Consider the following 23925-nt stretch of genomic DNA (forward strand, 5'->3'; position numbering starts at 1 on the left):
CTCCTTATGCATACAAAAATTCTCGGAACTGGTAGTTATCTACCAGTGCAGGTGCGTAGCAATCAAGATTTGGAAAAAATGGTGGAAACCACTGACCAATGGATTGTTGAACGTACGGGTATCTCTGAACGCCGCATTGCGGCCTTCGATGAAACCGTTTCTACTATGGGCTATCAAGCGGCATTAAAAGCGCTGGAGATGGCGGGCATTGATGCATCAGATTTAGACATGATCATTTGTGGCACCACCAGTGCGGCAAATGCTTTTCCGGCCGCTGCCTGTGAAATTCAAGCTATGCTTGGGGTTCACACTATTCCGGCCTTTGATATTGCGGCAGCATGCTCGGGCTTTGTATATGCACTTTCAGTCGCCGATCAATTCGTTAAAACCGGTGCCGCTAAAAAAGTGTTAGTGATTGGTGCGGATGTGCTGTCTCGTCTATGTGAGCCAGAGGACCGCACTACTATTATCCTGTTTGGTGATGGGGCTGGTGCTGCCGTTATCGGTGCATCCGACGAACCTGGGATTATTTCTACCCACATTTATGCCGATGGTCGCCAGGGCGACCTATTGAAATGTGCTTTCCCCCCGCGTAAAGGCGAAACCTCTGAAGCGGTCGGCTTTATGACCATGAAAGGTAATGATGTCTTTAAAGTGGCCGTCACTCAATTATCCCATGTGGTGACTGAAACACTGCGGATAAATAATATCGACAAGTCAGAAATTGACTGGTTAGTACCCCATCAAGCAAATTTCCGTATCATTAACGCCACAGCGAAAAAACTCGATATGAGTTTAGATAAAGTCGTATTGACCTTAGCGAGACACGGCAATACCTCTGCTGCCTCTGTGCCCATTGCACTCGATGAGGCCGTGCGTGATGGTCGTATTCAGCGAGGACAATTACTGCTGCTCGAAGCCTTTGGTGCTGGTTTTGCGTGGGGCAGCGCGTTAGTGCGTTTCTAAACTTTTTTCATCTAAGTGACATAAGCTTATGTTTATCTTAGAGACGTAAGTCATTTTCAATAAATTAAGTTCGCCATAGGTAATTTGAATATGGAAAATATTGCTTTTGTATTTCCTGGCCAAGGTTCGCAAACTCTAGGCATGTTAGCCGAGCTTGCCGAATCACACGCCGTTGTCGGGCAAACCTTTGCCGAGGCGAGTGAGGTCTTAGGTTATGATCTGTGGGCATTGGTTCAGCAAGGTCCCGTTGAAACCTTAAATGAAACCGATAAAACCCAACCAGCACTTTTGGCTGCAAGCGTTGCTATTTGGCGTGCTTATGTTGCATCGGGTAAGGCCATGCCTGCTATGCTTGCAGGGCACAGTTTAGGTGAGTATTCGGCTTTAGTGTGTGCCGGAGTCATGGATTTTAAAGACGCGATTAAGCTGGTTGAGTTACGCGGCCAACTGATGCAACAAGCTGTTCCTGCTGGAACGGGGGCTATGTACGCGATCATCGGTCTGGATAATGATGGCATTGCCAATGCTTGTACCGAAGCTGCACAAGGCGAAGTGGTGAGTCCAGTTAACTTCAATAGTCCTGGTCAAGTGGTGATCGCAGGTCAAAAAGACGCGGTTGAACGCGCTGCCGCCGCATGTAAAGCGGCTGGCGCCAAAATGGCCGTTGCGCTGCCCGTAAGTGTGCCATCACACTGCGCATTGATGAAACCTGCCGCAGACAAATTAGCGGTAGCGTTAAACGATGTGCAGTTTAATGAGCCTAAAATTACGGTTATCAATAACGTCGATGTGGCATCACCCACTGCGGTTGCCGACATTAAAGATGCCCTAGTACGTCAGTTATATTGTCCTGTCCGTTGGAGCGAAACCGTTGAGCTGATGGCCGAGAAAGGTATTACTCAACTGGTGGAGTGTGGTCCTGGTAAAGTATTGACGGGACTTGCAAAACGAATTAATAAATCACTTTCTGCCCAAGCAGTTAATGATGTTGCTTCATTTACAGCATTAACTGAGTAAGGAGTTTGTATGCGTTTTAGCTTGAATTTAACCGGTAAAGTGGCCCTAGTCACTGGTGCGAGCCGTGGTATTGGCCGCGCTATTGCTGAAACATTAGTCGAAGCGGGTGCGGTTGTGGTTGGAACTGCAACAAGTGAGAAGGGCGCCACAGCAATCCAAGAATATCTGGGTGACAAAGGTTTTGGTTTAGTGCTTAATGTCACAGATAGTCAATCAATCACCGATTTATTCGCCTCGATCAAAGAAAAAGCGGGTGATGTTGATATTCTAGTCAATAACGCGGGTATCACCCGTGATAATTTGCTGATGCGAATGAAAGATGATGAATGGCAAGATATCATAGATACCAACCTGACATCATTATTCAGACTATCAAAACCTGTAATGCGTACCATGATGAAAAAGCGCTTCGGCCGTATCATCAATATCGGTTCAGTGGTAGGCACTATGGGTAATGCAGGTCAGGTTAACTACTCGGCAGCAAAAGCCGGTTTGATTGGATTTACAAAATCTCTTGCAAGAGAGGTTGCATCTCGTCAAATTACGGTTAATGCTATCGCTCCTGGATTTATCCAGACCGATATGACTGATGAGCTGACCGAAGATCAGCAAAAAGCTATCATGTCTCAGGTTCCGATGGAACGATTAGGGCAGGCGCAAGAAATCGCCAATGCAGTGCTCTTTTTGGCCTCGGATTCTGCCGCTTACATCACAGGCGAAACTTTGCATGTGAATGGCGGAATGTACATGGTTTAAGGGCGGATGGCAGGGATACTGTCGCAACTGAGTAGTGATCTGTATCAATGGGTCGCAAAATTTCGTGGTTAGACCACGAAAACTAAGCTTGCATTGTCAGCCAAATCTAATAAACTACTCGCAATCTTACGCAAGTGCGTAATTTGAATAGGAAAGAAAACTAATGAGCAACATCGAAGAACGTGTAAAGAAAATCATTGTAGAGCAACTGGGCGTTAAAGAAGAAGACGTTAAACCAGCGGCATCTTTCGTTGACGATCTGGGTGCAGATTCTCTGGACACTGTTGAGTTGGTTATGGCTCTGGAAGAAGAGTTCGATACCGAGATCCCTGATGAAGAAGCTGAAAAGATCACTACTGTCCAAGCAGCGATCGATTACGTTTCTAAGAATCAGTAATTCTGAATTCTTGAGAACAGGCGGCAAATATGCCGCCTGTTTTTGTTTTATCCCCGCTAAACTCTGCAGTAGTGCCATTCAATCGTCTCTGGATCCCGTTTAATATTTATCCATGAGATGCTCGCCGCAGATTGGCGAACAATTTCCATGATAGAAACGCATTTCTCTGTCATAACTTAATCTATTTAGCATTCAAAAGGTGACTGCCGTGTCTAAACGTCGTGTAGTGGTAACCGGTTTGGGGTTAGTGACTCCCGTGGGTAATACAGTCGATACTTCTTGGAAGGCTTTGCTTTCGGGGAAGAGTGGTATTGCACCGATAACCAAATTTGATGCCAGTGAGTTTACAACTCGTTTCAGTGGCTCAGTAAAAGATTTTGATGTAGAGCAGTACTTAACCAAAAAAGACGCCCGCAAGATGGATCTCTTTATCCAATACGGTATGGCGGCTGGCATCCAAGCTATCCAAGATTCAGGTTTGGATATGAGCAAGGAAAATCCTAGCCGAGTAGGTACCGCTATCGGTGCGGGTATGGGTGGTATGTGGTTGATTGAACAAAACCACAGCGCTTTGATCAATGGTGGTCCTCGTAAAATATCGCCGTTCTTTGTGCCGAGTACCATTATCAATATGATCGCGGGCCACCTGTCGATCATGTATGGCATGACTGGGCCTAACTTTGCCGTCACGACGGCGTGCACTACAGGCGTTCACAATATCGGTTTTGCGGCGCGTACTATTGCTTATGGTGATGCGGACGTCATGGTTGCCGGTGGTGCCGAAGATGTGACTTGTCCACTCGGTGTCGGTGGTTTCGGTGCAGCTAAGGCGTTGTCGACCCGTAATGACGATCCCACCGCAGCGAGTCGTCCATGGGATAAAGACCGTGATGGGTTTGTGATCGGTGATGGCGCTGGCGTGATCGTGATGGAAGAGTACGAACGCGCTAAGGCGCGCGGCGCGACGATTTACGGCGAGTTAGTCGGTTTTGGTATGAGCGGCGATGCTTTCCATATGACATCGCCACCAAGTGATGGTGCGGGTGCGGCCGCGGCTATGGTCAATGCCATTCATGATGCTAAGCTATCACTGGAGCACATTGGTTATATCAATGCCCATGGTACGTCGACACCTGCGGGCGATAAAGCCGAAGCGGCAGCGGTTAAGTCGGTATTTGGTGACCATGCATATAACTTGCTCGTCAGTTCGACTAAATCTATGACGGGTCATTTATTAGGGGCTGCCGGCGCGGTTGAAGCCATTTTCACCCTGCTTGCACTACGCGACCAAGCCGTGCCACCGACCATCAATTTGGATAATCCAGATGAAGGCTGTGACTTAGACTTCGTTGCCCATACCGCCCGTGATGTGAAGTTAGATTACGCATTGTGTAACTCCTTCGGCTTTGGTGGTACCAACGGCTCATTGCTGTTTAAGAAAGTCTAAACTGCGGTTAGCTCGATAAAAAATGCGCCTTTGGGCGCATTTTTTTATGGACAGGCGCAGACTTCCGACTCTATCAAATAATACCTAGTGGTTGCTTGTTCAAAACATGCCAAGCATGCTCTTTTCCTGTGGGATAACTAGTGACTCTAATTAAATCGAATTCTTTGGCGAGGTTAATCGCAATTATTTTTACGCTAAGAGGTATTTCTATCGTAAACTCAGCTTATTGCACGAAAACATTGAGCCACAGAGGCTAAATAAGTTGAGGTTATATGGCTGGTATAGATAGGCAAAGTACCCTGAGATTTTTGTCGGAGCCTGCGGATGTCAATTTTGGTGGTAAGGTCCACGGCGGCGCAGTGATGAAGTGGATCGATCTTGCAGCCTACGCCTGTGCAGCGGGTTGGAGCGGTAAATATTGTATCACCGCCTATGCTGGCGGTATTCGTTTTGTGCAACCCATCTTAGTGGGCAACATAGTCGAAGTCAGCGCCAAAGTCATTTATACGGGCAAGACCTCTATGCATATCGGTATCGATGTGCGGGCGGGCGATCCTAAGGTTTCTGAGCGTCATCTCACCACCCATTGTATTGTCATCATGGTGGCCGTGGATGAAAACGGCCAACCCACGCCAGTGCCTGAGTGGATACCGCAGACCGAACACGATATTCATTTGCGCGATTCAGCGCTGCGCTTAATGGAAATGCGTAAAAAAATTGGCGCCGAAATGGAAGCCCATGTGGTGAAATAGTCGTATAGATTGAATCAACAAAGGCGCTTATGGCGCCTTTGTTGTCTGTGCCGAAAAGTGCGTTTTCCTGTTGGCCCGATTTCAACCTGACGCTATGCGGGATGAATGTTAAACTGCCGCCATTATTTTCACGGCCTATTTCCCTAAATTAAAATCCTCAATTGAACCTATAGATTGAAACACTTACTGGCACTTTTTTAGTATTTGTTATTGAGGTTTTAGCGGTAACATATTGGGCAGATGAAACACAACTCGATTCAGCAATTTCTAATTGATTCACCTTGTTTATCTATTTGAGGATCACTTCATGGCAAAAGTCGCATTTATTGGTTTAGGCGTAATGGGATATCCCATGGCGAGGCATTTACTGAACAAAGGCCATGAGGTCACTGTTTATAATCGCACTTTTGCTAAGGCGCAAACTTGGGTCGACACCTATGGTGGCCGCTGCTGCCCAACGCCCAAAGAGGCGGCAATAGGCCAAGATATTGTGTTTACCTGTGTGGGCAATGATAACGATCTGCGGGAAGTGGTATTAGGGAGTGATGGCGTTATTCATGGCATGCAAAAGGGCGCAGTCCTAGTTGACCATACTACGGCTTCGGCCGATGTCGCCCGTGAGCTGCATCAAGTGTTAGCCGAAAAAGGTATCGATTTTCTGGATGCGCCTGTGTCTGGCGGTCAAGCGGGCGCTGAAAATGGAGTGTTGACTGTGATGGTCGGTGGCGATGAGGTCGTGTTTGCCCGTGTTAAACCTGTGATTGAAGCTTTTGCCCGCTGCGCAGAGCGTTTAGGAGAGGTGGGCGCAGGCCAGTTAACTAAGATGGTGAACCAAATCTGTATCGCGGGTGTGGTGCAAGGTTTGGCGGAGGCCCTACAGTTTGCGCGTAAAGCGGGCCTCGATGGCGAGAAAGTGATTGAAGTGATCAGTAAAGGCGCGGCGCAAAGCTGGCAAATGGAAAATCGCTATAAAACGATGTGGAGCCAGAACTATGATTTTGGTTTTGCCGTCGATTGGATGCGTAAAGACTTAGGTATTACCCTAGAAGAGGCCCGTCGCAATGGTTCACACTTGCCATTAACCGCTTTAGTCGATCAATTTTATTCAGAAGTGCAGGGCATGGGGGGCAATCGTTGGGATACTTCTAGCTTGCTGGCCCGCTTAGAAAAATCGGCAAAGTAACTTTTATCTCAAATTTCGTTGTTATAAAAACTTGGGTTTCGTAGTAATAAAAATGCCCAGTCTTATGTGTATAGAACTGGGCATTTTTGTTTGTATTGTTTTTGACTAGACGTATTTAACGTTACTCTTTCCAGCGAATATGGGTCACTAAGCGGTGGCTTTCTCCTGGGGCGAGTACGACTTTATCTTCTAATACATTGGCCGCTTCTAGGCAGACCATGGTCAGATAATCCTCTGGATTAAACCGGCTAAGGCGTTGTGACTTTTCAATCCATGGATTCCATAATACGGCGGATTGGCTATTCTCGCGGCTGACTTCAATTGTCCCCTGCGGTGTATGCAGTAACTGAACCGGGCCGAGATCGGTATAGACACGATCTGTCTCGCGATCAAATAGCACTTCATCCGTAGTTTGCGGATAGGGCCCTTCTGCAAATTCAATGTATTTTGAGCCACTAAAACCACTGGCGCTGAGTTGGTGGATATCCTCAATCGGGAAATAGCTGTGTAGTGCTTGGGTAAGCGTCACGGTCTCATCACCTAGGTTGTTATTCACAAGGCTAATGCTTAGGGTGTCACCTAGGGTAAATAGCACGCAGACTTCAGTGTTATGTGGCCAATAGATTTTATCTTGTTCGCTGATCTTTAAGTTAAAACGTAAATCCACTAACTGATTGCGCATTTCTACCGATGCCAGCGTCCAAATGCGAGTGCGGGCGAAACCGTGTTGGGGGAAGTTCGCTTCATGACTCATGCCAAACCAAGGCCAACAGATGGGCACGCCACCACGGATCCCATTACCGGGTTGATAATCGTCAGCCGATGAAACCCACAGCAAAGGTGGTTTTCCTACGGGTTGAAAATAGTCGATTTGCGCGCCCTGCAAAAAAATTCTTGCCTGACATAACGCCGTGTTGACCTCGACATAATCGAGCCCGTTAGCGTGCTTTTTAGTAGTGACAGAACCCATAGTAGCAATATCCTTAACTCTGCTGGCATATCAGAAAAACAGGCCGTTAGCTTACAAAGTTTTCCGCTATAACATAAGGCTTTGTTGCGATCAATTTACGATTTTGCTGTTCGATTGTGTAAACAAAAGTCATTGTTCTTAGGCTCTAGAGCTTCCTTTTTCAACAGATTTAGCTAAAGTGGTCAGAGCACTTAGTTGAGTTGCAGTCTAACGAGAAAAGGGAAGCGATTATGCCAGTCTATCAAGCGCCGCTGCGCGACTATCAATTTATCCTCGATGAAATGTTACACATTTATCAGCAAGATGCACTCAAGGGGTTCGATGAAATCGATCCAGATCTGGTCGATGCAATTCTGCAAGGTATGGCCGATTTTAGTACCGAAGTCATGCTGCCGCTCAATAGCGTGGGCGATCTGCAGGGTTGTAAGTTGGTAGATGGTAAGGTGATGACGCCGGAGGGGTTTGCTAACGCCTATCAGCAGTTTGTTGATAATGGCTGGCCGACGTTGACCTGCGATCCCGAATTTGGTGGGCAAGGTTTGCCCGAAGTGGTGGGCATCTTCGCAACGGAAATGCAAACGGCAACGAACATGGCCTTTGCCATGTACCCAGGTTTAACCCACGGTGCTTATGCCGCTATTCATACCCATGGCAGTGACGCACTCAAGCAAAAATATTTGAGTAAATTGGTCAGCGGTGAATGGACTGGGACAATGAATTTGACCGAATCCCACGCCGGCACAGATTTAGCCCTACTTCGCACTAAAGCCGTGCCTGTATCTGAAGGCGTTTTTGCCATCTCCGGGGAGAAGATTTTTATCTCATCAGGCGATCATCAACTTACCGACAATATCGTGCATCTCGTATTAGCCCGTTTGCCGGATGCGCCGGAAGGTGTGAAGGGGGATATCTCTGTTCGCCGTACCTAAGGTTCTAGTGAATAGTGATGGTAGCTTAGGCGCGCCGAACACTTTATATGCCAGTGGCCTTGAACATAAGATGGGCATTCACGGTAACTCAACCTGTGTGATGGTGTTTGAAGGTGCGCTGGGCGAGCTTGTTGGCGAGCCACACCAAGGACTGCGTGCCATGTTTACTATGATGAACCAAGCGCGTTTAGGGGTGGGTGTGCAAGGGCTAGGCGTGTCTGAGATTGCCTATCAAAATGCACTGGCCTATGCCAAAGACAGATTGCAGAGCCGTGCCTTGAGCGGTGCCAAATCTCCTGAAAAAGCCGCCGATCCGATTTTGGTTCATGGCGATGTGCGCCGTATGTTGCTCTCGCAAAAAGCCTTTAATGAAGGTGCAAGAGCCTTAGTGGGGCAGCAAGCGCTATGGCTCGATGAAGCTGAGCGTCATACCGATCCCGCCAAGGCTAAGGTCGCATCTCAGTTAGCGGCCCTGTTTACGCCCATTGTGAAAGGTTTTATCACCAATCGTGGTTTTAATGCCTGTGTCGATGCCCAGCAAGTCTTTGGTGGACATGGTTATATCCATGAGTGGGGCATGGAGCAATTTGTGCGTGATTGCCGTATTGCATTGATTTATGAAGGCACTAACGGCATTCAGGCGTTGGATTTAGTGGGCCGTAAGTTGCTTAGCGACCGCGGCGCGGCGATGCTGCAATGGTCGGCCTTAGTGACTGAGTTTATTCAATCGCATAGCACGAATGCGGCGATGCAACCCTATGTGAGTGGTTTAACGGATTGTGCAGGCGATTTGCAAAAGGCCAGTGGTTATCTAGCCTCACAGGCGGTGACCAATCCTGACATTATCGGTGCCGCTTCAATGGCTTATCTAGAGCTATTTGGGGTGACTGCACTGGCGTGGATGTGGGCCAGAAGTGCCGCGGTGGCGTTAGCTGCGCTGGAGCAGGGCACTGAAGAAACCGCGTTTTACCAAGCTAAATTAAAAACTGCCGATTTCTATATGGCTTACTGGGCGGTGCAAGGTCGCAGTCTGCGTAAGCAAATCGAGCAGTCGAGTGAGTTGCTAACATCCCTTGATGAAAGCATTTTTTAACTTAGCTTTTTTAAAACATCTTAAGGGCCAGCATTATCGTGCTGGCTTTTTTATTGAGAGTTTCACTGTTTTTTTATCGACAAGGGAGTGCTCCGTACGTGGCGAGAATGGAGTATTTAACGTCAATCTTATCTTTACAATTGTAACAAAACCCCATGGATGTAAATTTAAATGAGAATCATTGTCATATTCGCATCAGGCTTTATAATGACGACAAATTGAATATGACATGGGTAAGCCGCAGGTTTGCTCGATATTTTGGGGTATTTTGTGAAATCTCGTTTCGCCTATTCGTTAATCGCACTCGCTTTAGCCCAACACTCTTCGGTGTTTGCCACCGACAAACCATTAAAAAAATGACACCGACCCTCGAGCAGATACTGTGCTGTCTGATGTTGTTATTTCTGGTGATGACGCCTCTGAACCTGAAGCTAAGTTGGTGGTGCCCGAACGCATCGTTGTACATGGCCGAGCAATGCAAATGTACGTCGATAAAGAAACGACGATTGGCACTAAGACTGCCATTAATGTGATGGAGTTACCGCAGTCGGTGCAAGTGCTAACAGAACAATTGATTGATGATCAAGCGGCACGCAATATTACCGATTTATACCGTTCTATCGCGGGTGTGAGTGAGTTCAGTTATTCCGGCGTAACCTTTCGCGGTTTCCGTGACGATGCCAACGTCTTTTATGATGGGGTAAGGGGCGATCCCTATTCGGGGTTTTCTGTGCCGCAACTCTTTAATGTGCAGCGGGTTGAAGTGTTAAAAGGCCCCGCATCGGCACTTTATGGCGGTGGTGAACCCGGCGGTATGATTAACTATGTCACGAAAAAACCAACCTTTGTCGAGAGTAAAGCGCTGACATTAAGCACCGGCAGCGAGGATATGATGGGGGGCTCACTGGATTTCACTGGTGGCTTAACCCAAGATCTCGCCTATCGCATTGGCGCATATTATCAACAGGAAGATAGCTTTCGTAACAATGCCGATAGCATGAATGCCGAAGTGGCGGGTGGCTTACTCTACGAAATCAGTGATGATACCCAATTAACGACCACATTTGATCTGATCAAACAGGATTTAGGCGGAAATCGACTGCGCGGCGTGCCCGTGGATGATGCGGGGAATTTCCTTGTTGACCCTTCATATAATGCCAACGAGAAAAGCGATTTCCAAAAAATGGATGCTTTGGTGTTACAAGCGATTCTCGATCATCAATTTAGTAATGATTTTTCCGTTAAAACTCAAATTCGTTATTTAAATAATGAGTCCGATCAGCAGTATCACGAGTCCCGTGGATGGGTCGATGTGAATGGTGACGGTAAAGCCAACAGCACTGATGGCACCATTAAGCGTGAATACCGCGTACAAGCACGTGCTAATGATGAAATTAGTTTAACCAATGATTTTGTCTATGCATTCGATGCGTTAGGTTTTGAACATGAATTCCTGTTCGGCGGCGATTATCACTACGTTGAAACCGAATACCAATACAAGCTGGCGACCGATAAAACTGGCGTCGGCAACCTGAATATCTTTGAGCTTAACTATGGTGAAACGGACCCTAGTTCTTATACGCTGCAAGATAAAAATACCGATGGCACCCGTGCTAATCGCTATGGCGTTTATGTGCAAGAACATCTGCACTTTAATGAACAATGGTCGTTGATCGCAGGTCTGCGTTTCAGCCAATTTGATGACTATGATAAAAAAACGGGTTTCTCCTTTAGCGACAATGCGATAACACCAAGAGCAGGGCTTAATTATCGCCCTATCGATTCAATGTCCTTTTATTTGAATTACTCAGAAAGCTTTAAGCCAGCTTCTTTAGCCGATCAAGCGGAAGATATTGCTGACGGTTTCCTCGATCCAGAAACGGGTAATCAAGTTGAACTTGGGATGAAGAATGATTGGCTTGATGGCCAGTTTATGACCACGCTTGCAGTGTATCGAATTGAAAAACAAAATGTGGCTCAAGCCAATCCCTTAGACACGGGTGACGATGATGGTATTCCTGCAATGCTTAATCTGGGTGAAGTGCGCAGCCAAGGCATTGAATGGACGCTGGTGGGGGATTTTAACCGAGGATCTGACAATCACTGCAAACTATGCCTATAACGAGACAGAAGTGGTTAAAGGGGTGGCTGATGACAGTTTAACAAACACTTTTGATAGTAAGCACTTTGCCAATGCGCCGCGTCATCAAGCGGGAATATGGACCCGTTACGATATCAATGCACTCGATTCGGCGATTGCCTTTGGCATGGATTATGTGGGTGAGCAGTTCAGCCTCGATGGCCAAAGGGTCAAGCCCCATACGATTTTTGATATGAGCTGGACAACAGAGTGGGACCAAACCCAAATTCGTTTAAATCTTAAAAATATCTTCGATAAAGAATATGCCGTCAGTGGGTTTAGTGAGCGTAATGGTCATTTCCCCGGTGAACCACGCAATATCACCCTAGAACTGAGCCATAAGTTTTAATGCATTGATGTGAAAATAGCTTGTTCGTTAAGGATGACGAGCAAGCTAACCTGTTAAACCTTTGCTCATCACTGCCGTTATTTCTGCCAGTATTTGCTGTCGTTATCATCACCGGCTAATGCTTACACACTAGCTTAATAGTATTTTCCTATTAAGATGATAGCTTCTATCCGTTATCCTTTCTCATTTAGCTTGTTTAGACTCGCCTTATATGAATTATTCGATAAGGTTTTACTATGCACGCCGTCAGCCACTTAGCCTCCAAAGACGCTCAATCTAATGCTAGCCCACAGGTGGCCTTGATTGCAGAAGGAGGTGGGCAACGCGGCATTTTTACCGCAGGCGTGCTCGATGCTTGGCTTGATGGCGGATTCGATCCCTTTGATTTATTTATCGGTACCTCTGCAGGCTCACAGAATCTCAGCAGCTTTTTGGCCCGTCAAAAGGGTTATGCCAAACGTTTGATCCGCGGTTTGTCGCGTCATAAACGTTTCTATCGACTCGGTCGCGGCTTAGTCGGCGGTAACGTGGTCGATTTAGATTGGTATTTTGAGCAGACGCGACAAGGGAGGTTTAAATTAGATCTTAACGTGGCGACAGCCTCACTCGGTCATCGGCAGCTACTGATCACCACCACCAATGCCAGTAATCGCAAGGGATATTTTTTTAGTCCAAGCAGTAAAAGCCAGTGGCGCGAATTGCTTAAAGCCTCCAGCGCATTGCCATTTTTGTATAAACAAGGGGTGAAATTAACCCCTTGGCTAGGAATGGCTCCATCGAATAGCGCAGAAGTTATTACCGAGTCGGCGCCGGATTTTTACCTCGATGGTGGATTAGCTGCGCCTTTACCTGTGTGTGAGGCCTATCGTCGTGGTGCCCGGAAAATTGTGGTGATCCGTACTGTGAGCGAGGATTTTCAGGCGCAGTCGGCTTGGGTGCATAAGCTCAAGTCTTGGATCTGTGTTTCCGGTTTTTGCCCCAAAACTATTGATTATCTGGTACAGCATGAGCAAGCCTATCAAGCCGAGTTAGACTTCATTGCCAATCCGCCAGAGGATGTTGAAATTGTGCAAATTTTTGCGAAAGAACCCCTGCAGAGTAAGCTATTAGGCAGCACAGATGCGGATTTACGGATTGATTATCAGCAAGGGGTGAAGGCGGGAATGGCATTTCTAGCCGAGCAGCTGTGGCAACAACCCAATTCAGAGCCTATGGGTAGTCAATATGCCCCTATTGCTATATCAGCCTAGGTATTTGTCTGCCTTTAAATCTTAAAATGTGCTTAAGCGATTTTAAGGCTGATATTGTGGGATGCGGGATATCTTAGTCTGCCTCAAGAGTCGTTGAAAATACAAAGCCACCCTAGGGTGGCTTTGTATTTTCGGCTCATTAGCTTAGTGATTAGTAGCTTGCTGTGTGTACCGAACGTACGGCTCGGCCCGATGGATCGATAATGCCGCGTAAACTTTCATCCCAAGCCAGTGCTTCTGGCGTTGAACAGGCGACGGATTTACCGCCAGGAACCGTTTCTGCGGCGCCGCTCAGTGGATAATGTTCCTCAAAGAAGCAGCGATAGAAATAGGCTTCTTTGGTTTCTGGGGTGTTGTATGGGAAACGGAATTTCGCGTTTGCCAATTGTAAATCATCCACCCGCGCCGCAGCTTGTTCTTTCAAACCGTCAATCCAAGAGTAGCCTACACCATCACTGAATTGTTCCTTCTGACGCCATGCCACTTCTTTTGGTAATTTGTGCTCAAAGGCTTGGCGCAGGATGTGTTTCTCGATACGGCCATCCTTAGACATTTTGGCTTCAGGATTGATGCGCATCGCCACATCCATAAACTCTTTATCGAGGAAGGGCACACGGGCTTCTAATCCCCAGGCGGCCATGGCTTTGTTGGCTCGTAGGCAATCGAACAGATGCAGTTTATCGAGTTTGCGGACTAATTCCTCATGGAATGCCTGTGCGTTGGGCGCTTTATGGAAGTATAAATAACCGCCAAATAGCTCGTCAGCACCTTCACCCGATAACACCATCTTAATGCCCATGGCTTTGATTTTACGTGCCATTAAGTACATTGGTGTGGCAGCTCGTATGGTGGTGACATCGTAGGTTTCTAAGTGATAGATCACTTCTTTAATCGCATCGAGTCCTTCCTGGAAGGTAAAGTTAATCTCGTGGTGAATGGTGCCAATGGCATCGGCGACCTTCTTGGCGGCGATTAAATCCGGCGCGCCTTTTAAGCCGACGGCAAAGGAGTGTAGCTGTGGCCACCAAGCACCCGTTTCTCCATCGTCTTCAATGCGGCGCTTGGCAAAGGTTTGGGTTATGGCCGAAATAACGGACGAATCTAAACCACCCGATAGCAACACACCATAGGGCACGTCTGACATTAATTGGCGCTTGACCGCCGCTTCTAATGCGTCACGCAATTCCTCTTGGCTGGCTGGGTTATCTTTCACCGCATCATAGCTTTGCCAATCGCGTGTATAGTATTTCACCGCGGCTGCATCGCTTGAGTATAAGTATTGGCCAGGCTGGAATTCTTCCACAGTTTTGCATACTGGCATCAGGGCTTTCATTTCCGAGGCCACATAGAAGTTACCCGCAGCGTCACGGCCCGTGTATAGCGGGATGATACCCATATGATCGCGGCCGATAAGGTATCTATCTTGGGCTTTGTCATATAACACAAAGGCGAAGATACCGTTTAATTTATCAAGGAAGTCAGTGCCATATTCTTGATATAGCGCCAGAATGACTTCACAGTCAGAGTTGGTTTGATAGCTGTATTTATCGCCTAACTGGGCTTTGAGTTCTTTATGGTTGTAGATCTCACCGTTGACCGCGAGGATCAAACTGCCATCTTCGGTCAGCAGCGGCTGGGCACCGTGTTCAATGTCAACAATCGCTAAACGCTCGTGGGCAAGAATCGCCTTATCACTGGCATAAATACCTGACCAGTCAGGGCCACGGTGGCGCATCAGCTTAGACATTTCTAGCGCAACTTGGCGCAGTTGTTTGGCATCGGATTGGATATCTAAAATCGAAAAAATTGAACACATAGTACAACTCCCACACTGTCTGTCATTTGAGGATGTCTCAATTGAGGTTCAATGTGCCAGCAATTTGGAGATTTGCCAAACACTATTTTTAATGTTTCATCTGTTTATCTGGGTTTTTATTGGTTTTGATGTTTATGTTTTACGGTTTTATTTGAGAATAGTTCATTTAAATCGTGTTATTTTTGAATATTTGATTTTATTGTTTGATTTGGTGTGAGGGGTTTTGGGGAATTCATAATGTCTTTTAAAAAAGTGTCGATAACAGAAAAATGGCTAAAAAGACCTTAAATGACGAGTTCACAGGTTTAAGTGTTTTATTTTTAATCAGTTAATCCATCAAGTTTATTATCAAAATACGACATATGCCTGTGCATAGTGCTATGGCTGGGCGGATATTTCATGCAAATTGTGGGCTTTGTAAGCCGAAAAAAAAGCACCTGAATGACTCATGTGCTTTTTCATCCCATTTGGCGCTTTGTTCAATGACTCAATAGGCGCCTAACTGAACCGCATTTCGCTAGCGGCACTAATTATTTGGCAGCCGTCTCTAACATTGTTTGAGCTGGGCGCAGGCTATTAAACTCTGTGCCCTGATAATATCCTGGCCATGCTTGACTGTTGCCTAATGCGCGCGTGACTTGGTAGTAGACTTGCAAGTCTTGCAGCGCACCGCTTAAATCCCAGTCTTCACGATATTCATCGCAGATATTGTGATAGCAGCCTTTCATTGTCGCTTGCATCTGGGTTTTGTAGGCTAAGGTCGCCTCATCGATGGGCTCGCTACCGCCCCCCGCAAATACGGCGGGCACTCCCAGTTTGGCAAAGCTGAAATGATCTGAGCGGAAGAAACCGCCCGAAGCGGGATTTTTTTCACCCAAGGCGATACGATTTTGCTGTTTGGCGGCATCGACTAGGTAATTCTCTAGCTCGGACTTTCCTTTACCGACTATGGTGAAGTCTTTGGTTTTACCGTAGATATTGGTGCTGTCGAGGTTTAATACCGCCACGGTTTTATCGATTGGATAAAGTGGGTTGGCGGCGTAGTAGCGCGAACCGAGCAAGCCTTGTTCTTCACCTGTGGTGGCAATAAAGGTGACCGAGCGTGCTAAACCATGGCCCTGTTTGGCATTGTCGGCTAATTGTCTGGCGATTTCGAGGATGCCAGCAGTGCCGGAAGCATTATCCATGGCGCCATTATAAATCTGATCGCCTGCTTTCGTCTCGTCTTTACCTATATGATCCCAATGGGCGGTAAAGAGGATCTGCTCGTCGGCTTGTGTGCCGCCGGGAAGTGTGGCGACAACGTTGTAGCTGTTGGCGTATTCGGCTTTATTTTTAAAGGCGATGCTGGCCGTTTGCTCAAGGGGTAAATTAATTGGGCTATCGGCGGCGCGGGCCATTAAGTTAGGCAGGGATAACCCCGCTTTATCAAACAATTGAGTAGCGGTATCTAAGCTTAACCAACCTTCGACTTGTACTCGGCTATCTTGCTCGGCTTTGCTCAGCACGAGATCTTGCTGTGGCCCAGTCCAACTATTTTCTACCACGGACCAAGGGTAAGAGGCGGGCTCAGTATCATGGATGATCAGTGCACCAAGGGCACCTTGGCGGCTTGCTTCTTCAAACTTATAGCTCCAGCGGCCGTAATAGGTCATGGCTTTGCCATTAAACTTCCCCGAGTCAGGGCGGGCAAAACCGGGGTCATTGACTAAGATCACCGCAATTTTGCCTTTCATATCGAGATCTTGGTAATCATTCCAATCATATTCGGGTGCATTCACCCCATAGCCGACGAAGACTAATGGTGCGTTTTCAATATTAATCCCACCGTTATCGTGGCGGCTGCTAAGCACCAGATCTTTGCGGTATTGAAAGGGTAAGCCCGCCAGTGTGACTTGCTGCGCCTCATCTGCGGTATAGCTCACCATAGGCACTGGTTGTAAAAAGCTACCTTGGTACGCGCCCTTGAGTCCCATATCTGCAAAGGCTTTGGATAAATAGTCTAGGGTAAGTTTTTCACCGTGAGTTGTGGGGGCTCGGCCTTCAAACTCATCGGATGACAGGGCTTTAATATCATTTCTAAAGCGCGCTTCATTAAACTGTACTGGTTTGATTTCAGCCAAGGAGCTGTTGCCATCAGACTCTGATGCATTCGGACTACAGGCACTGAGCATAGCCAGGGCACAGAGTGGATACAGACGTCGCATAGGTTAATCCTACTGTTGTTTTAATTAAGGAATTTTAGATTTCTGTTAATCAATCAGGAGCGAGACTTATCATGAAGCAAGCCGCTGCGAGCCACAAGGCTGAGTGGCAGGTGAATGTGTTACTTAATGTTGCTTTACCGTATAAAGTCTGTTGTCGCTCTCAGCACGCTAAGGTGCTGAGAAGAGGAAGGTTTAAGGCTTAAACGACATCAATATCGCCAGCGCAGGCAAACACATGGTTCGGGCGGAAGGGTTCTTTATCTATATCTTCAAGCTTACTCACACCACTGGTGACCAGAATGGTTTCAAGCCCCGCTTGGAAGCCGGCTAAAATATCGGTGCGCATATTGTCGCCTATGATGACAGTGTCTTCCGAGTGGCCATCGATATGGTTTAGCGCCGAGCGAATAATCCATGCGCTCGGTTTGCCCACGTAGAATGGCTTTTTACCGGTAATACGTTCAATCGGCGAACACAGGGCGCCGCAGGCTGGGCTGTACGCTGGGCCATGGGTGTCGGGGTTGGTGGCGATAAAACGGGCGCCGCGGGCGACAAAACCGGCGGCCTTATGGATCATATCCCAGTTGTAGGAGCGGGTTTCACCGACAATCACAAAGTCAGGGTTGATATCGGTAATGGTAAAGCCAGCTTTATAGAGTTCATGGGTGAGGGCGCCTTCACCTATCACAAAGGCTTTGCTTCCTTCTTGGTGTTTTAAGAAGTCGGCGGTGGCCATGGCGGAGGTATAAAAGCATTCTTCGGGAATATCAATACCGGCGGCGCTTAAACGGTTTTGCAGATCCTTACCCGTTTGTACTGGGTAGTTAGTGAGGACCACCAGAGGATTGCCTTGTGCTAAAATGCGCTGGATAAATTTGTCACTGCCGGAGATCAGTTTATTGTCGTGCAGTAGTACACCATCGATATCGCAGATAATATTTTTCATCTAATAGTCTCTTATATGCCGAGCAAAGTTCACTTTTCGTAAAGTTATCTAATGCCACATTGCCTCAGAAAACAATGCTTTTGTAGAAAATAGTTAAAAAAATAGAGACCCTAAGGTCTCTATTGGTGATCTTGCTACTACTTGCAATTAAGCCGTTTTAATCAGGTGCGTAACCGCTTGGACCGATAAGATTGCCATCGAGATAGGCTTGGCCGTTTTGCATATTAAGTCGCTGATGGCTGAACCATTTTACCACCAGAGGGTAAATGGCATGTTCTTGCTCATGTACACGGGCAGAAAGCATCTCCGCCGTATCGTCCTCATACACAGGGACTTTGGCCTGTAAGATCACTGGACCTGCATCTAGCTCTGGCGTGACAAAATGTACGCTGGCACCATGTTCACTCTCTTTGGCGTCAATCGCACGTTGATGGGTGTTTAAGCCAGTGTATTTAGGTAACAGTGAAGGATGAATGTTGATCATGCGACCTAGATAATGATTCACAAAATCATCGGTGAGGATCCGCATAAATCCTGCCAGCACGATTAAATCGGGCTGGTACTGTTCGATCACTGACATTAAACGTGCATCGTATTCAGAGCGAGATTCACCTAGGTGAGCTATCACGCAGCTGGTATCAATTTCGCCGTGGTGGGCGCGCACTAGGCCATAGGCATCGGGTTTATTACTGATCACTCCGACAACTTCGGCCTGCAGATTATCGTCGCAACCGTCGATAATCGCTTGCAGGTTACTGCCATTTCCGGAAACTAATACAACGACACGACAGCGCTGGGGCATTACAGGATCTCCACTTGCTCTTCATTGCCTTCGCGTTCAGCGATAGCACCGATAAGCCAAGCTTGTTCGCCTTCGGCTGCGAGCAGTTCAAGGGCTGCATCGACTTTATCGGCTGGTAGCGCGACTATCATGCCGACACCACAGTTGAAGGTGCGGTACATTTCATATTCAGCAATGTTGCCGTTTTCCATTAACCAACTGAAAACCGCAGGCCATTGCCATGAATTGCCTTGGATAACCGCTTTGCAATTATCGGGTAGTACACGGGGGATATTTTCCCAGAAACCGCCGCCAGTAATGTGTGCCATGGCATGTACATCCGATGCAGCGATCAGTTTCAGCAATGATTTCACGTAAATTTTGGTTGGCTCAAGTAGATGCTCAATCAGCGGTTTACCATTGAGATCTTGTTGAGGATCTGCTTGGCTCACTTCTAATACTTTACGTACTAAAGAGTAACCATTTGAATGGGGACCGCTCGAGGCTAATGCGATAAGCGCATCACCCGCAGCCACTTTGCTACCGTCAATGATGTCGGCTTTTTCAACTACGCCCACGCAGAAACCTGCTAGGTCGTAATCTTCACCTTCGTACATGCCGGGCATTTCAGCGGTTTCACCACCGATTAACGCACAACCAGATTGGAAACAACCTTCGCCGATGCCGTTGACGACAGAGGTCGCCGTTTCAACATCCAGCTTACCCGTTGCATAGTAATCGAGGAAAAACAATGGCTCAGCGCCTTGAACGATTAAGTCGTTCACACACATGGCAACTAAGTCTATGCCGACTGTGTCGTGTTTTTTATAGTCGATGGCTAAACGCAGTTTAGTGCCCACACCGTCGGTGCCTGACACTAAAACAGGTTGTTTGTATTTAGTGGGGATTTCACACAGGGCGCCAAAACCGCCCAAGTTGCCCATAACTTCTGGACGACGGGTACGTTTAACGGCAGCTTTAATGTTACTTACCAGTGCATTACCTGCATCGATATCAACGCCGGCATCTTTATAGCTCAGTGGGGTAGGAGTGCTCACGGAGGATCCTCTCGGGTACATCGTTATTGGATTTTATGCGGCGGTATTCTATCAGCTTGTGCTAGGGGTCGAAAGCCATGATTTGGATTTATCCCAATTGGGGAGCTATTTTTACCTCGAATGGGTGACATTTCACTTTCTATGCCGTGGGATTGGTCACAAAACGGCAAATAGGAGTGTGTATCTTAGGCAATCGGAAATTAATCTTGGGAGATTGCTCACGATTAGCTCGAATGGCAAAACTTTATGTTTTACCTAATAAACAAATCAACTAGAATCTGAAAAATTTGCCTAAGATAATACGCGAACAAAAGTAGGAGAGAAAAATGAAAGTTGTCGAGGTTAAGCACCCCTTAGTGCGTCACAAAATCGGCCTAATGCGCGAAGGTGACATTAGCACTAAACGTTTCCGTGAGCTAGCCGCCGAAGTGGGTAGTTTACTAACCTATGAAGCTACCGCAGATTTCAAAACTGAAACTGTTACGATTGAAGGTTGGAATGGTCCGGTTGACGTCGACCAAATCAAAGGCAAAAAAGTCACGGTTGTGCCGATTTTACGTGCGGGTCTTGGCATGATGGACGGTGTACTTGAGCATATACCCAGTGCGCGTATCTCAGTTGTGGGTATCTACCGTAACGAAGAAACCTTAGAACCAGTGCCTTATTTTGAAAAGTTAGCCAGCGATTTGAATGAGCGCATTGCGCTTGTTGTCGACCCTATGCTCGCGACTGGTGGTTCTATGATTGCGACCGTCGATTTATTGAAAAAACGCGGTTGTACTTCAATCAAAGCCTTAGTGTTAGTGGCCGCACCTGAAGGAATAAAAGCCCTAGAAGCAGCACATCCTGATATCGAGTTATACACTGCCGCTATTGATAAATGCCTAAACGAGAAAGGTTATATCCTGCCTGGTCTTGGCGATGCGGGCGATAAAATCTTTGGTACTAAATAATCGTTCCAGCACCTATTAATACGGGCGCTCAATAAAAAGGCCGAATCGCATTACGATTCGGCCTTTTTATTTGCGGTGACCCGTCCTAAATAGCCGTTTCGAATTGTAGGTCACTTTATTCTGCGATGTAGCATAAACAGAATCAATTAGTTACAGCACCATGGCTGCAATCCAGCCGAATACTAACAGTGGAATATTGTAGTGAATAAAGGTGGGGATCACGCTGTCACGAATGTGATCGTGCTGACCATCGGCATTTAAACCCGCGGTGGGGCCTAAGGTGGAATCCGATGCTGGTGAGCCCGCGTCACCCAGCGCCGCGGCTGTGCCTACTAAGGCAATCGTTGCCGCCACCGAAAAACCAAAACTTAACGCTAATGGGACATAGATAGTCGCGATAATCGGGATGGTGGAGAAAGACGAGCCGATCCCCATAGTGATCAGTAGACCAACCAGTAGCATCAAGAAGGCCGCCAGAGCCTTATTGTCACCAATGATGTCGCTGAGCGAGGCCACAAGTGTCCCCACTTCACCGGTTTCTTTGACTACGGCAGCAAAGCCTGCGGCGGAAATCATGATAAAGCCAATATTGGCCATCATACGTACGCCTTGGTTAAAAATATCTTGGTCAGCAACGTGCTTTAATGCGCCCGAGAAACTGAAAATCATAAAGCCGACTAAGGCGCCAAAAATCATCGAGTCGGTTTCGAGTTGTACTACTAGGGTGGCTAATATTGCCAGTGCGGCAATGATGATATTGCGTTTATTGAGGTTTTCCTCGGGTTCTGCAACCAGCACTTTGGCCTCGTCGTAGGTCCGAGGTTTACGGTAACTGATAAATACCGCTGTGAGTAATCCGACGACCATACCTGCGGCGGGGATCAGCATCGCAGGCGGTATTTGTTCGCGCACGGCAACAAGGCCATTGCTGGTTAAGTTCGACAGCAAAATATCATTTAAGAAGATGCCACCAAACCCAATCGGTAAAATCATATAGGTGGTCACTAGGCCGAAGGTCAAAACGCAGGCGATTAAACGACGGTCGATGTTCAATTTGGACATCACATGCAAGAGGGGCGGCACCAATATCGGAATAAAGGCAATATGAATAGGCAGAATGTTCTGGGATGCCATTGACATCACGAGCAATGATAGCAATAACAACCAACGCACCCAGTTGGTATTAGTGTTATTTGGCTCTTGGCCGAGGCTGGTGATAATAGCCTTGGAGATCAATGTGGTTAAACCCGAGTGTGATAAGGCTACAGCGAAGGCGCCTAAGAGGGCATAACTGAGGGCAATTTGGGCCCCGCCACCTAAACCTGTATTAAAGGCGTCTATGGTTTGATGCAGATCCATTCCGCCCACCAGTCCCGCCACTAGGGCACTGACGGTGAGGGCGATAACCACATTCACCCTAGCTAAACTGAGTGCTAACATTAAGCACACTGCAATAACGACTGCATTCATAGTCAATTTTCTTAATTCTGTAAGCCAAAGGCGGTATTTTTGACTGTAAAGACCATGTATGTCCAGTTTGCAGAAGCTTAATCTGGAAAATATCTGCAAATGTGAACAGGCTGGGTTTTGGCTGTTAGCCGAATGTGGATTGCTTCGCACACGGGATACGCAGATTGCTCTATCCTTAGTCAGGCAAAACGGAAATGCCCTTGAAAAATGTGATATTGGTCTTAAATAGGTTGTAAGGCACAGCACACGACTTATAATGCCTAAAGATTTGATTGGTAAGAACACCTTTAATTTGTAAGGATTTAACTCAACCTAGGTTGAAAAGACATACTGACTAAAGGGCATCTTGCCTTACACTTAGTTCAACTCATAGATGGAGATATAAAATGAGCGTATTAGTAGGCCGTCAGGCTCCTGATTTTACTGCTGCAGCTGTATTAGGTTCTGGCGAAATCGTAGATAGCTTCAACTTAACTGCCGCGATCAAAGGCAAGCCAGCGGTTGTATTTTTCTATCCACTTGACTTCACTTTCGTTTGTCCATCAGAGTTGATCGCTTTCGATCACCGCATGGAAGAGTTCACTAAGCGTGGTGTTGAAGTGATTGGTGTGTCTATCGACTCTCAATTCACCCACAATGCATGGCGCAACACCCCAGTTGAAAAGGGTGGTATCGGCCAAGTGAAATACACCCTTGTGGCTGACGTTAAGCACGACATCTGCAAAGCATACGATGTTGAGCACCCAGAAGCGGGCGTGGCTTTCCGTGGTTCATTCCTGATTGACAAAGAAGGTATGGTTCGTCACCAAGTGGTTAACGATCTGCCATTAGGTCGTAACGTTGATGAAATGCTACGTATGATCGACGCACTGCAATTCCACGAAGAGCATGGTGATGTTTGCCCAGCGGGTTGGGAAAAAGGCGACAAAGGCATGAACGCCAGCACTGAAGGTGTTGCGGCTTACCTGGCTGAAAACGCAAGCTCTCTGTAATTCGCGTTAGGTTTTTAGAGATAAAAAGCTGCCCTAGGGCAGCTTTTTTGTTTTAGGTCCGTTTTTGAGCGTTTATGCTGAAAATCAAGCGGAGTGAATAGGAAATCGCCAATCAATTCAACATACAACAAATTTAAGTTTACACAGGTATAAGAGATCGCTATTATCTCGGTCGTTCGGAGGGGTGGCAGAGTGGTTTAATGCACCGGTCTTGAAAACCGGCGTGGGTTTATAGCCCACCCAGGGTTCAAATCCCTGCTCCTCCGCCATATTTCACGGAAAAGCCATCAGCAATGATGGCTTTTTTGTTTATGTCGCTTGAACCCTAGGTTCCTCATTCGAAACACAGCTCCTACGCCATATTCAGTCAAAAACGCCACTAACTTATTAGCGGCGTTTTTGCATTTAAGCCATTTGAACCCTTGGGTTCCTCATTCGAATAACCGCTCCTCG

General features: G+C 47.1%; 17 protein-coding genes, 1 tRNA gene and 2 pseudogenes. 13 read left to right on the plus strand and 7 right to left on the minus strand.

The genetic code is table 11. From position 1 onward, the window contains the following. The first annotated feature begins 6 nt into the window (after window positions 1-6). From SOHN41_RS07720 to SOHN41_RS07750, 7 genes are all read left to right on the plus strand, one after another. Window positions 7-966 (plus strand): beta-ketoacyl-ACP synthase III, encoded by a 960-nt coding sequence (locus tag SOHN41_RS07720; protein ID WP_037458426.1) that lies wholly within the window; start codon window positions 7-9, stop codon window positions 964-966. Window positions 967-1056: 90 nt separating this feature from the next. Then, window positions 1057-1983 carry an ACP S-malonyltransferase gene (gene fabD / locus SOHN41_RS07725; RefSeq protein ID WP_007647408.1) on the plus strand — a complete coding sequence of 309 codons (927 nt, stop codon included), beginning with the start codon at window positions 1057-1059 and terminating at the stop codon, window positions 1981-1983. Window positions 1984-1992: 9 nt separating this feature from the next. Further along, window positions 1993-2739 carry a 3-oxoacyl-ACP reductase FabG gene (gene fabG, locus SOHN41_RS07730; protein WP_007647410.1) on the plus strand — a complete coding sequence of 249 codons (747 nt, stop codon included), beginning with the start codon at window positions 1993-1995 and terminating at the stop codon, window positions 2737-2739. Window positions 2740-2902: 163 nt separating this feature from the next. Next, the gene (gene acpP, locus SOHN41_RS07735) at window positions 2903-3136 is read left to right on the plus strand and encodes an acyl carrier protein (protein ID WP_006081231.1); all 234 of its coding nucleotides are present in this window, start codon (window positions 2903-2905) and stop codon (window positions 3134-3136) included. Between the two features lie 208 nt (window positions 3137-3344). Further along, on the plus strand, window positions 3345-4583 hold the full coding sequence (gene fabF / locus SOHN41_RS07740; protein WP_007647433.1) for a beta-ketoacyl-ACP synthase II: 1239 nt from the start codon (window positions 3345-3347) through the stop codon (window positions 4581-4583). 272 nt (window positions 4584-4855) lie between these two features. Beyond that, complete coding sequence (locus SOHN41_RS07745; RefSeq protein ID WP_007647435.1) at window positions 4856-5335, plus strand: acyl-CoA thioesterase; 480 nt, start codon at window positions 4856-4858, stop codon at window positions 5333-5335. Between the two features lie 307 nt (window positions 5336-5642). After that, the gene (locus tag SOHN41_RS07750; RefSeq protein ID WP_007647437.1) at window positions 5643-6518 is read left to right on the plus strand and encodes an NAD(P)-dependent oxidoreductase; all 876 of its coding nucleotides are present in this window, start codon (window positions 5643-5645) and stop codon (window positions 6516-6518) included. A gap of 121 nt (window positions 6519-6639) precedes the next feature. On the opposite strand, the gene SOHN41_RS07755 is transcribed toward SOHN41_RS07750, so the two are convergent. After that, a complete protein-coding gene (locus SOHN41_RS07755; protein WP_007647439.1) occupies window positions 6640-7488 on the minus strand; it encodes a D-hexose-6-phosphate mutarotase in 849 nt (282 codons plus the stop codon). A gap of 230 nt (window positions 7489-7718) precedes the next feature. Here SOHN41_RS07755 and SOHN41_RS07760 point away from each other — a divergent pair. The 3 genes and pseudogenes from SOHN41_RS07760 (at window position 7719) to SOHN41_RS07770 (ending at window position 13249) form a co-directional block, all read left to right on the plus strand. Next, window positions 7719-9510, plus strand: a pseudogene (locus SOHN41_RS07760) (acyl-CoA dehydrogenase C-terminal domain-containing protein). Between the two features lie 532 nt (window positions 9511-10042). Continuing rightward, a pseudogene (locus SOHN41_RS07765) lies at window positions 10043-11999 on the plus strand (TonB-dependent siderophore receptor). 236 nt (window positions 12000-12235) lie between these two features. Beyond that, window positions 12236-13249, plus strand: coding sequence for a patatin-like phospholipase family protein (locus SOHN41_RS07770; RefSeq protein ID WP_007647453.1), 1014 nt, complete (start codon window positions 12236-12238; stop codon window positions 13247-13249). 151 nt (window positions 13250-13400) lie between these two features. On the opposite strand, the gene asnB is transcribed toward SOHN41_RS07770, so the two are convergent. The 5 genes from asnB to purM all read right to left on the minus strand — a co-directional run bounded on the left by asnB (window position 13401) and on the right by purM (window position 20057). Then, on the minus strand, window positions 13401-15065 hold the full coding sequence (gene asnB / locus SOHN41_RS07775; protein WP_007647455.1) for an asparagine synthase B: 1665 nt from the start codon (window positions 15063-15065) through the stop codon (window positions 13401-13403). A gap of 530 nt (window positions 15066-15595) precedes the next feature. Further along, window positions 15596-17272 (minus strand): M28 family metallopeptidase, encoded by a 1677-nt coding sequence (locus SOHN41_RS07780; protein WP_007647470.1) that lies wholly within the window; start codon window positions 17270-17272, stop codon window positions 15596-15598. Between the two features lie 199 nt (window positions 17273-17471). Beyond that, the gene (locus SOHN41_RS07785; protein WP_007647472.1) at window positions 17472-18218 is read right to left on the minus strand and encodes an HAD-IIA family hydrolase; all 747 of its coding nucleotides are present in this window, start codon (window positions 18216-18218) and stop codon (window positions 17472-17474) included. Window positions 18219-18375: 157 nt separating this feature from the next. Then, on the minus strand, window positions 18376-19020 hold the full coding sequence (gene purN / locus SOHN41_RS07790) for a phosphoribosylglycinamide formyltransferase (RefSeq protein ID WP_007647473.1): 645 nt from the start codon (window positions 19018-19020) through the stop codon (window positions 18376-18378). Next, window positions 19020-20057, minus strand: coding sequence for a phosphoribosylformylglycinamidine cyclo-ligase (purM, locus tag SOHN41_RS07795; protein ID WP_007647474.1), 1038 nt, complete (start codon window positions 20055-20057; stop codon window positions 19020-19022). Before purM ends, purN begins: the two co-directional genes overlap by 1 nt. A gap of 326 nt (window positions 20058-20383) precedes the next feature. Here purM and upp point away from each other — a divergent pair, with 326 nt between their 5' ends. Next, window positions 20384-21010, plus strand: a complete 627-nt coding sequence (gene upp / locus SOHN41_RS07800) for a uracil phosphoribosyltransferase (RefSeq protein WP_007647476.1) — start codon at window positions 20384-20386, stop codon at window positions 21008-21010. Between the two features lie 150 nt (window positions 21011-21160). Here the strand turns inward: upp and SOHN41_RS07805 are convergent, their stop codons facing one another. Next, complete coding sequence (locus tag SOHN41_RS07805) at window positions 21161-22480, minus strand: Na+/H+ antiporter family protein (RefSeq protein WP_007647477.1); 1320 nt, start codon at window positions 22478-22480, stop codon at window positions 21161-21163. A 386-nt stretch (window positions 22481-22866) separates the two neighbouring features. Here SOHN41_RS07805 and SOHN41_RS07810 point away from each other — a divergent pair, with 386 nt between their 5' ends. Together SOHN41_RS07810 and SOHN41_RS07815 are read left to right on the plus strand one after the other, a co-directional pair. Beyond that, window positions 22867-23472 (plus strand): peroxiredoxin C, encoded by a 606-nt coding sequence (locus tag SOHN41_RS07810; protein ID WP_007647478.1) that lies wholly within the window; start codon window positions 22867-22869, stop codon window positions 23470-23472. Between the two features lie 178 nt (window positions 23473-23650). Beyond that, a tRNA-Ser gene (locus SOHN41_RS07815) sits at window positions 23651-23741 on the plus strand. The last annotated feature ends 184 nt before the right edge of the window (window positions 23742-23925 follow it).

The sequence above is a fragment of the Shewanella sp. HN-41 genome (genome assembly GCF_000217915.1).
Lineage (GTDB): Bacteria > Pseudomonadota > Gammaproteobacteria > Enterobacterales > Shewanellaceae > Shewanella.